Origin of the sequence: Pseudobacillus sp. 179-B 2D1 NHS, assembly GCF_045370945.1 — a bacterium.
GTDB lineage: Bacteria > Bacillota > Bacilli > Bacillales > Domibacillaceae > Pseudobacillus.
Genome location: NZ_JBIQDP010000030.1, coordinates 23174 through 37634 on the forward strand (window position 1 = coordinate 23174; position 14461 = coordinate 37634).

Here is a 14461-nt window from a genome sequence, read left to right on the forward strand (position 1 = left end):
TCAACAAGAGCAGAAAGAAAAATTCGTATATTTACAAGATAGTAAGGGCTTTTGTGTCATTTCACATAACAGTCTATACCTTTGTGTCAACAGTCAAGTACCTTGCCCACGAAGGAATGCAGACTAAGAACGCCATGTCCTGTGGCAACGTCTACATGACCCCCATCCTGGGGGACTCAAGCACAAGACGAGCCTCACGGAAAGGCGTTCTCTGCCTTTTTGAGAGGATTGGCTTGTGACCTCGAGGGGTAGCTGGAACTGGACAGTTATCGACGGTCAAAATTTCACACTTTTATAATAAAAAACACTTCAAGATCCGATATATAAAAGCAAACTGGCAAAGGAATGAAAGCATGACAAACTCAATCGACCAATTGCCGGCAAGGTAGCAGCAAGTCCTTAAGACGCGTAGCAAACTCCTGAAAGCCGGAAAAGAAATTTTCCTCGAAAGTGCTTTCAAAAAGCCACCATCTGCAAATTATTTAAAAAGCCAAAACAGGCTACTGAACGGCTTACGTCTATTTTTAAAAATAAAGATGAACTTTTTATTACCTTGATGGAAGATTTGATGAACCAATTTTACGGAGTGGCCGAGATGTCCTTCCAACCGCAAACAAAGGTTGAAGCCTATGCAAATATCAAAAAGCAGGTTCGCCTTTTCCTGCAGCTGGCTTTGGATGAGCAGATATGATGAAAGTAGTAAAAGAAGCAATCGGGGCCTCTCCTGAAATCGACCATAAATGGTATATGACTCGCGAACGATTCATCGAGCAGATTTCGGTGGGTATCCGCTATGCCCAGGTGCAAAAACTAGTCAAGCAGCCTCTCGATCCATCCCTCACCGCAAGAGTCTGGTTCTACTCGAATGAGATGTTTATGTGGGAAGACTGATGATGAACGAGGATAAATACGAAATGGAAGAAATTCTTGTGAACCTGACCAGCATGTATACGGGCGGGTTGTATGAATAAAGAGGAATTTTCCGCGTAAATTAGGAGGCATTTACAATTATGCACCACTTTCATAGATTTGCGCATCACTTTTTCGATTTATGCTCAGGGTTGGGTTGTTCATTTATGCATCACTTTTCGATTATATGCACAATTTTTCATTCAACCGTCTATTTCAAGAAAGAAATAATGTTCGCCAAAAAGGTGCCTCTCCCAAGAACTGCAATGGGCAAAGCACCTTTTTTTACTAGTCAGGTTGCATACGATTATTTACTAGCTTCAGGTTTAAAAAATTCTCAGAAAGTTCCGTCCCAAAACCTTTTCTATATCTTCCGTCTTGTACCCTCTATCTGCAAATCCCTTAATCAATTGACCCAGGTTTCCATGTCCGTTAATCACGTCGAACGGTTTCCGAGGCATGCTGGCTAAATCCTCTGCGGACACATATTTGAAGAAATCATCACATAAATCGAGACCTATTCCGACATGATTAATGCCAACTAGCTGAACCATATAATCAAGATGATTAATCAACTGGTCCAGATTACTGTTTTCGTCTTCTGCCGCGATAATAATGCTGACCGCGTTTATTCCGATAACACCGCCTTTGGAGGCAATGGCTTTCATTTGGTTATCCGTTAAATTGCGCATCGTATTCAAAAGAGCCCTTGCATTTGAATGGGAAGCAATAATAGGCTTTTTTGAAATTTCAATGACATCCCAAAATCCTTCATCATTCAAATGGGAAACATCAATCGTCATTCCCAGTTGTTCTGCTTCTTCAATTAACTGGACACCAAAAGAGGTTATGCCGCCTTTCCTGCCTTCCCGAATCGGGCTGAAATGGCTTCCATCACCGACAGCATTTCTTCTGCTCCACACCAAGCCCATGTTTCGGACACCCAATTCATAGAATACCCTTAACAGGCTTAAGTCGGTCCCAATTGGCTCTGCACCCTCAAGAGAAAGCAGGAAACCGATTTTGCCTGATTTCTGGGCCAGCAGCATGTCTTCACTATTCTTGCAGATCATTAACTTATCTGGTGATTCCTGTACTTCTTCAAACAATGCACTTACTTGATTCAAGGCTTTCCGCAGGGCCATTTCCGGCAAAAAACTGCTATCAATAAAAATAGCTGCCATGATAATATTCACGCCGCCTTGTTTAAAACGCGGCCAATAATCTGTTTCAATCACCTTCCTTCTTCCGCGTTCCCTTTGAATTGCCACGTCCATCAATAAGTCAAAGTGGCCATCCATAATAAGAGTGTGATTTTTAATCTGATCTATATATGTTGCTGTTTCCATTCAATTGTCCTCCATACTAAAATATTACTGTTCAACCTGTCCATTATGAGTAAAAAGCTCTAGCAATAGTACCAGAGCTTTTACAATATCGGCCAAGCCTACACTAACTCATTCACTTCCATACGGGCTAAATCTCCTGCAGCTTTTACGCGAATACGAGTTGCATTGCCGGGCATGTAGGCAAGCGGAACATCTTCTATATCTACAATGACCAGACTATCAGGATCAGCACCAGCATTGATTGCTTCCGACATAGCCTTTTCTTTAGCAAGTTGAAGTGCCTTTTCTCTTCCGATTTCAGCCAGGGCGTATACCTTTTCAATTTGTCCGCTTACTTGGGAGATTGCTGCTCCAATGGCATTTGCTACTCCTGAATGTTCAGGACGAATGACCTCTGATGCACCTTTCAATTTTTCCGGCAGCAAGATGCTTCCTCCGCCAACAAGGATTACCGGTACCGGTGCCGCACTTGTTTTCATTTTATCAATTGCTTCTTCAACAAGCTCGACCATTTTATCATAGACCTTATTCAATAATGTTTGATCTAGATGTGCTACCTTTGAAGAATCGCCAAGATTTACTTTGCCGAGTGCTACTGCAACATCTGTGGCGGTTAACGTGTCCCCTCCAAAAATAAGGCTTTTTTCCGGCAGCCGATATCCTACGCTGTCAGGTCCAACTGTGAAGCCACCATTTTCTTGAATTCTGATAATCGTTCCGCCGCCAAGTCCAATAGAAATCAGATCCGGCATCCGGAAATTCGTGCGGACTCCTCCAATTTCCACAGCCAGGGAGGATTCCCTAGGGAATGACTGAACCAGAACCCCGACATCAGACGTTGTACCGCCAACATCCACAACGATAGCATCTGAGGAATCGCTTAAATACGATGCACCGCGCAGTGAATTCGTTGGGCCGCAAGAAATTGTGAAGATCGGATATTTCACCGCATACTCAACAGACATGAGGGTACCATCATTTTGTCCGAAAAAGACTTTGGCCTCAATACCTTCATTTTTTAAAGCATTGATAAATCCATCCGCGGCTGTTTTAGCAACTTGGACAACGGCCGCATTCAGAATGGTTGCATTTTCCCTTTCCAGCAATCCTACTGATCCAATTTCGGATGATAAGGAAACAGAAATATCATTTCCCAGCACTTCTTTCAAGATTTCACTTGCCCTGTGCTCATGAGCTTGCGAAACTGGAGAGAAAACAGAAGTGATAGCAATAGAATCGACTTTCCCTTTGATTTCCTCTGCGATTTGATATAAATGCCCTTCATCTAAAGAAACGATTTCGCGTCCATCAAATTCATGCCCTCCCCGGATCAGGTAAACATATTTTCCGAGTGCATCCCGCAGGTCATCAGGTACTCCGATCAGCGGCTTAACCGCGAGTGTTGCAGGGGCTCCAATTCGGATTGCGGCAATTTTATTCATTCTTTTTCTCTCAACAATTGCGTTTGTGCAGTGTGTTGTTCCCAGCATGGCATATTTGATTTCTTCCCGCGGGACATTCCCATCCTTTATAATTTTTTTCATAGCTGTATAAATGCCAGTTGCCACATCTTCTGTTGTAGGTGATTTTGTTTCCGAAATGACTTTATTATCCTGATCTAAAAGCACTGCATCTGTATGGGTTCCCCCGACGTCAATTCCAATGCGATACACACCCATTATACTGTCACTCCTTTTTTGGCTAGTTCTTCAACTGGGACATATTCCACATCATATCCAAAATACTTTGGACCAACTGTTTCAATCCCCTTCTCAGTTCTCCATTTTGGATGGCAAGGCATTCCGATAATGACACATCTCGCACCGTATCTAATCCCCTCTGTTGTGATTGGAAGGCCAGTTTCTGCATCAAGTACCGCAATCAGGTCAGGTGTGACACAAAGCAGGCGCTGATCCGTCTGGGCAAGAAGATGTTCATTCTGAAATCGAACCTCGAGAGTCTCGCCTTTATACTCATTGATCCCCTCAAAGGTTGCCACTCCTCTTGCAAAACCTGTTTCTGTCTTCCGGTTAATATCACTAACTTTGCCGCGGAACAGTTCAAACCCTTTAGCCTTTTTAAGGACTTCGTGTATGGGGTCTGCATTATTTTCCTTAGCAAGCCGGATTGCTTTGCCGATTTCCTCTTCAAGTTTTAAGATATTACTAATTCCGCTTTCCTTAATATCTTTGCCTGTCATTGGATAGATGGCAATCATGGAACCCCCCCCCATTTCAATCGTTGCAGCCCGGGCAATCCTTTCTGTCCAGACATTATTGATTGTCGACAATAGTGTTGTGTTTCCTTTTTCATCTGCGATCACCATAGGAGTAGCAGAGATTCCATCCAGGTAGAATGTGACCATTTGCAGTTCAGGGAACGCTCGTCCCATCCCATCCACATCTACAACCGGAAGGCCAAGTTTGGCAGCAAGGGCCAAGGGCAGCATGGAATTTAATCCGCCTGCTTCAATTGGCATAGTTGCATAAATCTCTTTCCCTAAATACGATTCAAGGTTCCTGAAAGCTGCAGCTGCCTCCTCACCGCTTGGGGCCTTTTCAAGCATAACAGTTGGCGCTCCCATCATGGCTGATGGAACAATTAATGCATCATCCGGCACCTCATCTGGATCTAAAAGTGTAATTTCCCCATATTCCTCGATCGCTTGCAATGCCATGAGCTTTCCAATGTAAGGGTCCCCCCCTCCGCCCGTTCCAAGTAAGGCGGCACCTACTGCTATATCTTCAATCTCCTGTTTGCCTAGTTTCCTCATTTTTCAAAACCTCCCAATATTCAAAAAATTTATGATGCAATATGTTCTTTAACCTTTTTATTGCCGGATATGGTTTTCATAGCTATTACACCGAGGTAATAGATGATAGCGCTTATTAACAGCGAATTAATGGATGGTATTCCTAGAGTTATATAATAGCCGCCTGCAAATCCTGCAGCCCAGGCGAATAAAGTCACTGGATTTAATTTCTCCGGCTCTGATGGCAAGATGCCTTTTTCCCTGCTTTCATCAAGTGCTTTACGATATGTTTTTAACACGAAGTAATCCACCACCATAATACCGGCTATAGGAGGAATCATGATTCCAAGCAGAACGAGGAAATCCACAAATCTGTCCAGGATGCCGAGAATGGATAACAGTGTTCCGATCGCACCAATGATAAGGGTAATGAGCCCGCGATTTACTTTCAGCTTGAATACGGAATCAATGATATTTGTAAATCCCAGTGAAGAAGAATATAGATTTAAGTTATTAATTTTCACTGTTGAAAAAACAACAACTGCAGCTCCAAGCCAGCCCGATGTTTGAAGCATAATGCTGACAACATCACTTGTTTTGGCTGCATGGGCCATAAGAACCGCTATCATTCCGACACCAAGCTCGCCCACAAGGGTTCCGATAGTGGTCATCCAGAATACATCCTTGCCATTTCGGGCAAAGCGGCTGAAGTCAGGTGTGATGACTGCACCAATCATGAAGCCTCCCGCAACCATTGTTGCACCTACACCGATGGAAAGTCCTTCTCCCGGAGGCGGAGTACTCATTAGGTTAAAAATGGAGTGGTCGCTTAATACTTGGTAGATTCCCACCCCTACTACCAATAGGAAGGCTGGTACGGCAATTTTCGCAGTCATGCTCAAAAGCTTGAATCCAAAAATAACCAATACTGTTACACCTAGTCCAGTGATAGCAGCTGCGACTGGCAGACTCAATTTGCCGTCTGTTGCCTGAACCAGCCCATTGGCAAAAACAGAGTTCTGCACACCAAACCAGCCAATTGTACAAATGGCGATAACGGCTCCAATAATGGTCGAACCGTATCGGCCGAATCCTGTCCAGCGAGATAATAGACTCGTAGAAAGCCCTTCACGCGCCCCCGCATAACCGATTAGAAAGCTTACAACCTGCAATATAACACTTCCGAGCATCATGGCCCAAAACGCCTGCCAAAAAGTCATTCCGTATCCCAAAGCAGCCCCAAGCATAAATTGAGAGAGTGTCGCCAGAGCACCAACACGGACAAGCATAATATCCCACATTGGCAAGCGTGCTGACTTGGGAACTCTAGATAGAGAGTAATCGTCTCCTAACTTTGAATTATCTCCCACGACTTTCCACCTCCTTTTTAAATTACTTCTCCTCTGCTTTGTATGTTTTTGTTCGATTTAGAGAAGCTTCCCCTTATTTTGAGGCAAAGTAAATTGCGATATAACTAAGCTCATTTTTCTTATTAACTTTTTACTCGCTTTTTAGATGGAGGTGTCATGTAAGTCAGGCGGCTTTGTTTTACTCCCATCGAAATCAGGCTTTCAAGTAGTTTCGTAGCGGCAAACACCGGATCGATGACCGGAACATCGTACCCGTTCTGCTTTAAGCGTTCCTGCAGTTCTGCTGCTACTCCCATAAAGCCTGTACAGCCTAATACAAGTGAGTGTGCATGATCTTGCTCGATTGCTTTAATCATTTCCTCGTATAATTCTCTTTTCAGCCTATTTTTATCGTGAACTTCCAAGACAGGAATATTCACATAGCGTACTGAAGCCAAATTTCCGTTTACACCTAAAGTCTTGCTGATATTCTCAATCATTGGGACAACATTTGGAAGCACCGTTACCACTGAAAAAGATTTTGCAAGAGAGCTTGCGAACAGCATAGAGGCTTCACATGCACCCACAACTGGAATATCCAAAATCTCTCTGGCAGGCTTTACACCGGGATCTCCGAAGCAGTCACTAATAACGCCTTGATATCCTTCATCTTCTGCCTCTTTTGCTTTTTCTAAGAAATTAGGCACACATAAGGCCTCATCATATTCGCTTTCAACAGAGGCAGGCCCATAATCCAGACTTGTAACTCCCACTTCGGTTGTATCGGATGCATAGTATTTAACTTCCTCTTTAATTTCCTCATTAAAGATATCCGATGTAATAGGCATGATCACTTTGATTTTCATTCTCATACACTTCCTTTGTTAAAATTTTTCATTATCTATATTTAAAATGGAAAGACCTCATCCTATCAGGCCAATTCTCCTAAAGCCTTTAACCGAACTCTTAACACTTCGCCTTCCAGATAATCAAATGGAAACTCTTCCAATAATACAAGCTCTATGCTTTCTTGTTTCGCACCCTTTTGCATCAGCTGCTGAAAAAGTTGATCTTTTGCTTGGTCTATGACCTCCTGTTTGGTTATGCCATTCAGCCAGAAAACTTTATCAATTTCTGCAGATAGAGGAGCAAAACATGCTCCGACAGCATTGCAAATATGATAGCCAGCCGGATGCAATATCTTTTTGTATCTGCCAAATAAGCGATTGGCGAGAAGCGGACTTCCGCCTCCAACAAGAATGACTGGCAGATCCTCGACGCTTGGCTGGAGGCGTGAGATTGACGCCTTAATATCTTTTGTTACCTTGCGAATAACTTTTCTGCAGTCTTCTTTTGATAAAAGGTCCAATCCTTTCAGCTGTAAAGTTTCATCTTGAAAAGAATCGGGAAACAGTTTAAGGAAGGAGTCGGTTAACGTCCATTTATGTCCTCCCCATGCCATCCCCTGCTGTTCGATATCATTTGCAATCGTTTCCTTGATTTCCGCTAATTCTTTTTCTATCGTGATAAGACTCCCGCCTCCATATGGCAAAGAATGAATTTGCGGAACACGGACATTAACTTGAATATCAAAAATAGAAGAAGAACCTACAGAAACTTCGGGCTGTCCATTTATGATTTTTCCAATATCGATTGTGCTTCCGCCAGCATCCACAACAATGCAGCTCTTTAAACCGCTTAAGATACTGGCGCCTCTAATACTATTGCTCACACCAGAACCAATCGTCAGGATGGGATATTCCGAAGCCTCTTGAATTTCCATAAGTGAACCGTCATTTTGTGTAAGCCAATAGGAACAATTTAACGATAGAATCTTAAATAATTTTGATAAGTCAGTCATAGCCTGCCTTATAACTTTTGATAAAATGGCATTTATTAAGGCTGCATTTTCCCTTTCTATAAAACCGGTACTTCCAATTTCATGTGACATCGTAACCGGTATTTCGGGATAATGTTCCTTTATGATTTTCCGGATATCTTGTTCTTCCTTTTCATATAAAGGGGAATAAGCCCCTACAATACAAATGGATTCAATGCTGTATTTCTCTATATCGCTGAGCAACTTGTTTATTTGGCCAGAATTCAGATTTAAAGAATCATCCTTATTCCCCTTGTAATCACACAAACTCTTAAAATCATACACTTTCCCAATATACTTCTTAAGATTCGATGGCCATTGTATGGCAGGTTCAATTAAAGAAGGTATCTTGGTCATGCGGATCAGCGCGGTTTTTGCCAGATTGTTGGGGTAGTATAAGGCATTGAGCACATGAGTCGTCCCCAGGAATACACCGTCAATTTTTTCTGGCGGAATATTCGCATCCCGTAAAGCTTCGTTTGCTGCTAATTCAATGCCGGTAATGATATCCTTTGTTGTTAAGTGTTTCGACCAGGAAAGAAGCTTGCCGTCATTCTTTATGACTACTGCATCTGTGTTTGTACCACCTACATCAATTCCAAGTTTCATTGCCTGAATCCCCCTGAAACGGTTTAAATGAACAGGCTAATCCATAGCTATTCGGACCGACTAACTCCAGCATGTCTTTTGTACGAAGAATATTAGGCGCAGGGACAGCAAATATGGTGATGGAAAGACCTGATTGAATTTCAGAAACATTGTAAGGAATGAAATTCTCCTCATTTAATACCAGGATGAGATCAGGCGCTGTACAGATGTATTGGCCATTTTTTATGGATATAAATTCATTCTTGAATTCTATTTCAATCCGTTGACCAGAAAATGCAGATCGCCCTTCAACAATGAACTTTCCTACAAGTGAGCCTTTTTCAAACCAGCGGCATACTTCTGTTACCACTCCGCTAATGATTTGCTGAGGCTTCCCATAAATGGAGTTTTCAAAAACGTGTATCATATGATCCATTTTGACGCCTGCTGATTTTTCACTTTTAAGGACATTGCCCAGCCTGAAAATTAAATTTAATGTTCCGGGAATCATAGACGTCTTCATTTTCCGTCCTTTAGCTCCATATCCAACTAAATGGGCATGACCTCCATTTTTTACGGTAAAAACCTTTGCCATTTCTCCTGTGTAATGAGCATTTTCCGCGTCATAAATAACCCTGTTCGTGTTATGCGCCTGTAAAACCATCGGTGATAACGGAATTTCCGATAAATGAAAGGCAGTCATAAATAATTCTGGAAAGGCTCTTCCCATTCCATCCCCGTCTATGACGGGCAAATTCGCTTGGATTGCTATTACTAAGGGTATTAAGGAATTAACACCGCCTATTTCGATTGAAATTAGGGCTCCTACATTCTTGCATATGACGGATTCATAAAGCTTTAAAGCCTGGACTCCTTCACGGCCGCTTGGAATATCCTCATTAAATAAAACAATAGAACCCATAATTCCTGCCGCGGCCACCCATTCATCCCCAAGATCTGAGATGGATTTGACCGCAATGACATCATCTTCTCCCATAATGGATATCAACAGACTTTCCGCTGTTTTCGTATCACCGCCCCCGCCACAGGATAATAGTTTTGCTCCTAATGCTAAAATGGGAATGTCATTCTTTCTAATCTGCCAAGACATATGATGTGCTGCCCCTTTCAAATTTTATTAATGCAAGAACTGTGCCAGAAAAGAGAAAACCCCTCAGGCTTGAGGAGCATGGGATTAATTGCCTTTATGATTTCTTCAAACGCAAAAAAGTTGATAATGAGAAAGAATTTAAAAATGAAAATTCTAATGATTTAAACAATTTTCTCAAGTTTTCTCATTTATTCTCATTTTTTTGACTTTTTATCATATTTTAAACCCTTTTATTTTAACTGAAGAGGATCATTTAATTTTCATCTTGCTAATCCTTCTATACAATGTAGGAAGGCTTATGTTCAACTGTTCAGCTACTTTCTTTTTGCCTGTCGTATCTCTGCCAAACTGATCCAATAGCTTTAGAATTAGTTCCTTTTCTTCTGAATATTTCTTTCTTCTCCCGGATGTTTCAGCCGGTATTTGCTGAAGAGCATTCTTGTTTACCTGACTTTTATATAGGTCACTTAGATAGAAAGGCAAGCTTTTAATGGTGACCAAATCACCGATCTCCAATTGCATAAAATGATGGACAACATTTTGGAGTTCCCGTATATTACCTGCCCAATGATAATGCAGCAGAATTTCATTGACATCTTTAGATAATCTCTTTGGTGATCGGAAGAGCTTTTGAGAAAACGATTTTAAGAAGTATTCGACGAGAATAGGAATATCTTCTTTTCTTTCTCTTAGGGGGGGAATAGTAATTGGAATTACATTTAGCCTGTAATACAAATCCTCCCTGAATTGCCCTTCGGAAACTAATTTTTCCAGATTATGGTGAGTAGCTGTTATGATGCGTACATTTATAGGAGTGGTTTTCGTATCCCCAACCCGTTCAATTTTTCTTTCCTGAACCACTCTTAACAATTTAGCCTGGAGATGAAGAGATAAGTCACCTATCTCATCCAGAAATATCGTTCCGCCGTTGGCCATCTCAAATCTTCCTGGTTTATCTGCGTTTGAACCTGTAAAAGCCCCTTTTACATGTCCGAAAAGCTCACTTTCCAACAGCGATTCAGGTATAGCTGCACAATTGATGGCGATAAATGGGCCGTCTTTTCGATTGCTCGCCTGATGTATGGACTGGGCGAATACTTCCTTCCCGGTACCGCTCTCACCTCTAAGTAAAACCGAAGAATCGCTTGGAGCTACTCTTTTTGCTATTTCAACCACACGTTGAATGGCCTCGCTTGTCCCTTTAACATCATGAAAGGAGTACAGAAATCTTTTATCCTCTTTTTTCATTGATTTTAAAATGGGATTTAACTGGATAAGAAATGATTCGATTTGTCCAGCTGATAAAATAGGCTTTAAACGGGCCGTATAGGGTTCTGACTTTCCTATGGTTTTACTTGTATGGAAAGAGACATTCATTTCATGCTGATTGGCTATTTTGGCCATCTTTAGCCAGTCCGGAACCGAAATGACTTCTGTAATATGTTCACCTATTAATTCTGCTTGAGTTTTATTCAGCATGCTGCACAGCCTATTACTGATGTTATGAATGGTTCCGTCCCTGCCAGCTATCAATATAGGCTCATGGATAAAATGAAATATTCCATTGATCTCTCCTAAAAACTGATTATTCTCCTTTTTCATTTCATGATTTTCTAGTTTCGCACCTGCCCATTCACTGCATAAATCAAGCTGAAGTTCTAGAATGTCCAAATTATTTTGCAGCCACTCCCTTTGTTCTTTTATGGGAGTAATTAATATAATTCCTGCCACTCTTTTTTTGATGAAAATGGGAGAAAATGCAGCAGATTCAATTGAACAATGATCTTTCGCAGAACAAGACATACATGTACTATGATCAGATTTCTGCTTTACTATCGCATTGATTCCGGTCTTCATGATCTTAGAGGCAATCTGACAATTTAGATGCAAATCCTTCCATTCTCTTCCTGCCAGCAATACATCTGTTTTAACAGGATACGACTGAAAAAATTTTGCGGCACCCGACTTCATTTCTGTCATTAATTTTTCCAGCATAGCCATCACCCCCAAATATCAAATAATTTATAATTCTATCATAACAAAGTCAATATTCTGAATTAAAATTTCAGTGAGACAAAAGGCTGGACTTTATGAATTACTTTCATAAATTATGTGTGCATGTTTTTCCACTTATGATCCAATTTAGTTCATTTATGTGCCACTTCCATTCTGCATCTGGTAAAAGAACCAAAAGCATTCGATACAGCGCAACCCAAAAAAGTACCTCCCCCACCTGGGGAAAGGCACCTTTTTCAATTCGAAACCAGCTCTCGATCATTTGACGAAACCGTAATATTCCCTTTCGACAGCTTCACCGTCACATCGGAATCGCGGGAAATATTCGAGTCATGAGTAACAACGATAACACACTTCCCTTCCTTATGGGCCAGTGCCCGCACAGCCCGACAATTTCCTGGGCGGTACCTTCATCCAGATTCCCGGTAACATCAAAATCCCTTCATTAAATTATATATCTGTTCGATACTTTTTTAATCTTCTTGATATATATGATTGAGAAACCCCTAACTTTATAGCTGCATTATAAGAACTTTTTTCTCTATTTAATGTATCAATTATTATCTTTTTTTCAAAATAGTGTACTTCTTTTTTTAAATCTGTAATATTTTCAGTATTGATTACTGGGTAATCCGCTAAGCTTACATATTCCAAAATAACATCTTTTTCACCAGATAATACTACATACCTTTCTATTACATTTGATAGCTCGCGTACGTTTCCCTGCCAATGAAAGTTTTTTAATAGTGTCAGAATTTCCAATGGCATATTTACATTCTTTTTGTACTTCTTATTAAATTTATCCAAGAAATGAAAGGTCAGTACATTTATATCTTCTTTTCGTTCTCTTAATGGTTTTATTTCAATCGGTATGATATTAAACATAATGACAAGTTTTATAACAAACAGAAAATGTACAAACATGAGCAGAGTTTGCCTGCTTATTTATTAGTATCTCATGAAAGAGTCCAAAGACATTTTATTTTTATGGAGTAAAAATCCTTTATCGCTGTCTTTTCACTACCGACAAATTATGAATGTATACATTCCAATAAACTGAAAAAACTTTCAAGAAGTCATTACCAACTCGTCCTGCCTTAGCTGTACATTAAATACTCAAATCTGAGGTTTATATGTCTTATTAAAGAATGTACCCTATCACACGTTAACTCCTTTCTCTTTATGCTCTTCTCTACTTTTCGAACAAAAAGAGGTTCAGTACCTTTTAGATACTCAACTTCTTTTTTACTGATAAAGGATTTCATAAGGTGAAATAAATAAAAACCTTTGTCGCCTCGTAACTGCCATCCCTCAAAACAATTACTGTCGTGGAACAACTCAAGATAAACTCTGCTGCCGAATCCAGCTCACTCATGCTAACTTTAACACTCTTAATTCCCTCCTCCAGTACTTTTTCAATTATTTGAATAGCTTTTCGAACTTTAACACGTTCAGCAGCGGTTTTTTTCATTCTTTAGGTGGATATAAAATCACCAATATCGTTGTATTCAAAATCAGAAAAGAAGTGAGTTAGCTGTTCCCGCTGGAATAGAGAAGCCTCTTTTGTCTCTATACCTATGACCTTTATGCCTTCTCCTACGGTTTCTTTTAAAATTTGGAAGGGATTTAATTCATTCGAAACCGAGACAATTTGCTTTATGTAAGAAGATTTATTTGCTGCTTCTTCATCAAGAGAAGGAACAAACAGATATTGAGTTTGCTTTTTTAAATCAAGCCCTAAGGCCATAAACCGCTCATACGGCTCAGTATTAAATCATGTATAATAAAAGACATTTTTCGGATGAGAAACAATTGCCAATTCTATATTTTGGTTATTCAAATAATGAATTAGTTTATCAACCCTTGATCGATATGGACTACACATAAAGAGGTCACTCCTAAATTTCATATTTCTGCTACTCATCATTTATTAAAGATACTCAATAAACTTTCTAGTTATCTTTCCGCAGTACTCATCCAAGTCTATTTTTAATGAAATAAATAAAGTGGGATGTTTTATCCCACTTCGTTATAGCTTTTGCTTAAAATTCTTCTAATCATTCACTGTCTAACTGGCATGTTCATCAACACCATCCGATTGAACTTCAGTGAAATGATCCGGCTTCACTTTTGCCTTTAGCTTCATCGATACCAAGTAGACAGCCCCTGAAATAACTATAGATTGAACAGCTGGTATCCCCATTGGGAAGTGATATTGAGTAAAATAACCGACCAGGGCACCAACGACTAACGCAAAAGTTGCAAGCCAGTTCCACCCGCTTTTGTCTCCCCATCTTTTGTTCCTTATAAAGAAGAAATCTGCAAACATCACTCCAGCAATAGCAGGATAAATAACCTCTAATAAGATAAGGAAGTCCATAAAATAATCTAATATTCCCATCAAGGCCAGTAGAATAGCTAGCTACTATTTGACTTGTCCAGAGGGCAAGCTACAAAATTAAAAAGCCCCAGAAAGGAAATCCTAACCCTTGCATAACAGTCACAATA

Annotated in this window: 13 protein-coding genes; 2 read left to right on the plus strand and 11 right to left on the minus strand. The window is 40.5% G+C overall.

What is annotated here, in order from left to right; translation table 11 throughout:
* Positions 1 to 568 precede the first annotated feature (568 nt).
* Together ACH0BF_RS21695 and ACH0BF_RS21700 are read left to right on the plus strand one after the other, a co-directional pair.
* Complete coding sequence (locus ACH0BF_RS21695; RefSeq protein ID WP_406910270.1) at positions 569 to 691, plus strand: hypothetical protein; 123 nt, start codon at positions 569 to 571, stop codon at positions 689 to 691.
* A complete protein-coding gene (locus tag ACH0BF_RS21700; protein ID WP_406910271.1) occupies positions 688 to 891 on the plus strand; it encodes a hypothetical protein in 204 nt (67 codons plus the stop codon). The genes ACH0BF_RS21695 and ACH0BF_RS21700 overlap by 4 nt, the downstream gene beginning before the upstream one ends.
* Before the next feature lie 344 nt (positions 892 to 1235).
* Here ACH0BF_RS21700 and ACH0BF_RS21705 read toward each other — a convergent pair whose 3' ends face one another.
* The 11 genes from ACH0BF_RS21705 to ACH0BF_RS21755 all read right to left on the minus strand — a co-directional run bounded on the left by ACH0BF_RS21705 (position 1236) and on the right by ACH0BF_RS21755 (position 14333).
* Positions 1236 to 2258 carry a dipeptidase gene (locus ACH0BF_RS21705; protein ID WP_406910272.1) on the minus strand — a complete coding sequence of 341 codons (1023 nt, stop codon included), beginning with the start codon at positions 2256 to 2258 and terminating at the stop codon, positions 1236 to 1238.
* 98 nt (positions 2259 to 2356) lie between these two features.
* Entirely contained in the window at positions 2357 to 3937 is a 1581-nt protein-coding gene (locus ACH0BF_RS21710; protein WP_406910273.1) for a hydantoinase/oxoprolinase N-terminal domain-containing protein, read from the minus strand.
* Complete coding sequence (locus ACH0BF_RS21715; protein ID WP_406910274.1) at positions 3937 to 5031, minus strand: S-methyl thiohydantoin desulfurase family protein; 1095 nt, start codon at positions 5029 to 5031, stop codon at positions 3937 to 3939. The genes ACH0BF_RS21710 and ACH0BF_RS21715 overlap by 1 nt, the downstream gene beginning before the upstream one ends.
* A gap of 29 nt (positions 5032 to 5060) precedes the next feature.
* Entirely contained in the window at positions 5061 to 6380 is a 1320-nt protein-coding gene (locus ACH0BF_RS21720) for a purine-cytosine permease family protein (RefSeq protein ID WP_406910275.1), read from the minus strand.
* A gap of 122 nt (positions 6381 to 6502) precedes the next feature.
* Positions 6503 to 7225, minus strand: a complete 723-nt coding sequence (locus ACH0BF_RS21725) for an aspartate/glutamate racemase family protein (RefSeq protein ID WP_406910276.1) — start codon at positions 7223 to 7225, stop codon at positions 6503 to 6505.
* 65 nt (positions 7226 to 7290) lie between these two features.
* Positions 7291 to 8847, minus strand: coding sequence for a hydantoinase/oxoprolinase N-terminal domain-containing protein (locus ACH0BF_RS21730; protein WP_406910277.1), 1557 nt, complete (start codon positions 8845 to 8847; stop codon positions 7291 to 7293).
* On the minus strand, positions 8831 to 9937 hold the full coding sequence (locus ACH0BF_RS21735) for a DUF917 domain-containing protein (RefSeq protein ID WP_406910278.1): 1107 nt from the start codon (positions 9935 to 9937) through the stop codon (positions 8831 to 8833). The genes ACH0BF_RS21730 and ACH0BF_RS21735 overlap by 17 nt, the downstream gene beginning before the upstream one ends.
* 249 nt (positions 9938 to 10186) lie before the next feature.
* Positions 10187 to 11932, minus strand: a complete 1746-nt coding sequence (locus tag ACH0BF_RS21740) for a sigma-54 interaction domain-containing protein (protein WP_406910279.1) — start codon at positions 11930 to 11932, stop codon at positions 10187 to 10189.
* 471 nt (positions 11933 to 12403) lie between these two features.
* Positions 12404 to 12877, minus strand: a complete 474-nt coding sequence (locus ACH0BF_RS21745; RefSeq protein WP_406910280.1) for an AAA-type ATPase lid domain-containing protein — start codon at positions 12875 to 12877, stop codon at positions 12404 to 12406.
* Between the two features lie 550 nt (positions 12878 to 13427).
* Positions 13428 to 13700 (minus strand): aminopeptidase P family N-terminal domain-containing protein, encoded by a 273-nt coding sequence (locus ACH0BF_RS21750; RefSeq protein ID WP_406910281.1) that lies wholly within the window; start codon positions 13698 to 13700, stop codon positions 13428 to 13430.
* A gap of 321 nt (positions 13701 to 14021) precedes the next feature.
* A complete protein-coding gene (locus ACH0BF_RS21755) occupies positions 14022 to 14333 on the minus strand; it encodes an SLC5/6 family protein (RefSeq protein WP_406910282.1) in 312 nt (103 codons plus the stop codon).
* Between the last annotated feature and the right edge of the window lie 128 nt (positions 14334 to 14461).

Bases quoted from the DNA above. Each gene is read 5' to 3' on its own strand.
- ACH0BF_RS21755 (WP_406910282.1), bottom strand. From the start codon at position 14,333: ATGGACTTCCTTATCTTATTAGAGGTTATTTATCCTGCTATTGCTGGA.
- ACH0BF_RS21740 (WP_406910279.1), bottom strand. From the start codon at position 11,932: ATGCTGGAAAAATTAATGACAGAAATGAAGTCGGGTGCCGCAAAATTT.
- ACH0BF_RS21725 (WP_406910276.1), bottom strand. From the start codon at position 7,225: ATGAAAATCAAAGTGATCATGCCTATTACATCGGATATCTTTAATGAG.
- ACH0BF_RS21705 (WP_406910272.1), bottom strand. From the start codon at position 2,258: ATGGAAACAGCAACATATATAGATCAGATTAAAAATCACACTCTTATT.
- ACH0BF_RS21715 (WP_406910274.1), bottom strand. From the start codon at position 5,031: ATGAGGAAACTAGGCAAACAGGAGATTGAAGATATAGCAGTAGGTGCC.
- ACH0BF_RS21735 (WP_406910278.1), bottom strand. From the start codon at position 9,937: ATGTCTTGGCAGATTAGAAAGAATGACATTCCCATTTTAGCATTAGGA.
- ACH0BF_RS21695 (WP_406910270.1), top strand. From the start codon at position 569: ATGAACCAATTTTACGGAGTGGCCGAGATGTCCTTCCAACCGCAAACA.
- ACH0BF_RS21730 (WP_406910277.1), bottom strand. From the start codon at position 8,847: ATGAAACTTGGAATTGATGTAGGTGGTACAAACACAGATGCAGTAGTC.
- ACH0BF_RS21750 (WP_406910281.1), bottom strand. From the start codon at position 13,700: ATGGCCTTAGGGCTTGATTTAAAAAAGCAAACTCAATATCTGTTTGTT.
- ACH0BF_RS21700 (WP_406910271.1), top strand. From the start codon at position 688: ATGATGAAAGTAGTAAAAGAAGCAATCGGGGCCTCTCCTGAAATCGAC.
- ACH0BF_RS21745 (WP_406910280.1), bottom strand. From the start codon at position 12,877: ATGTTTGTACATTTTCTGTTTGTTATAAAACTTGTCATTATGTTTAAT.
- ACH0BF_RS21710 (WP_406910273.1), bottom strand. From the start codon at position 3,937: ATGGGTGTGTATCGCATTGGAATTGACGTCGGGGGAACCCATACAGAT.